Annotated in this window: 1 protein-coding gene; it reads right to left on the reverse strand. The window is 57.1% G+C overall.

The window, feature by feature from the left end:
* Nucleotides 1-6: 6 nt before the first annotated feature.
* Entirely contained in the window at nucleotides 7-984 is a 978-nt protein-coding gene (locus tag EXE46_RS16155) for an IS1595 family transposase (RefSeq protein WP_137689359.1), read from the reverse strand.
* Nucleotides 985-1,048 lie beyond the last annotated feature (64 nt).

Below are 1,048 nucleotides of genomic sequence, written 5' to 3' on the forward strand. Positions count from 1 at the left end.
TCGCTCTTATGTAGAACTGCGGAAAGCCCCCATAACAAGGCAATCAACGGTGATATCGACGGATGCGCCGGTGAGGTTCAACGATCTGATGAGGCCAAACGTCTGAGCGGCCTGTTCCAAGCCCTGCTTGGACAGGCCGCGGAACTTTCGGAGCCACGGCTGAACGAGCGAAAACAGGCACTCAGCCTGATTGATGTGGACGCCGTCGGGCGATACGTACCGCTCTTTGTGGACAACCGTTCGGTGATCGCGATCCATCTCACGGTACGCTTGGAGACCATCTGTCCAGACCTCTCCCAGCGGCTGGGAGAGGTCTTCAGCCTCCTGAATCACTGGCTCGAGATCGCCTTTGTAGTTGATACCACGTTGGCCGCGAATCACACGAAGCGAGTCGCGGCACGCCGCGACGAGCGTCAGCTGATCACCGTGGCGTCCTCGCCAGCGGGATCGGCCAGTCTGGGACGAGCCGCCGCGAGAACGGCTGTTCCGCGGCGGCTCTTGACCTTTGTAGCCTGAACAGACTTTCCCGGATTCGTCGACCTGTGTCGGTCCATCGGAGGTCTGATCAAGCAGCTCCCAGACGACGGGGAAGCCGCGCTGAATCGCGGCTTCCACGTCTCGTATCGCTGTGTGAACGGTCTTGTAAGCGCGACCAAGTAGCGGCGCGATTTGGTTGATACTTAGTAGCGTATCCGCGTAGAGCATGAAAGCGAGAAGCACCTCACCACAGGAGAGGTGCTTCTCGTGAAATGGCGTGCCGTAGGTGTAGACTGGCTTAAAGTTACAGTCACGACATCGAACCCGGTCACGGGTCTCCGATGTCATCATACGCTGGTGACCGCAGCGTGGACAGGATGTATTCTCCCAGAACTCTTTGAGTCGCCGCTCGATACAGGCATCGAGCGGCTCCGTGTTAATTTCGATAACTCCCAGCTCAATCAGCTGCCGAAACATCCCGCCGAACGCTGGCTGAGTAGAAGGCATATTGCCAGATTAGTACTGACTCAGTGTAACTATACGGTCTTTCCACAGTTCTACATAAGAGCGA

Origin of the sequence: Halorubrum sp. GN11_10-6_MGM (assembly GCF_005435165.1) — an archaeon.
GTDB lineage: Archaea > Halobacteriota > Halobacteria > Halobacteriales > Haloferacaceae > Halorubrum.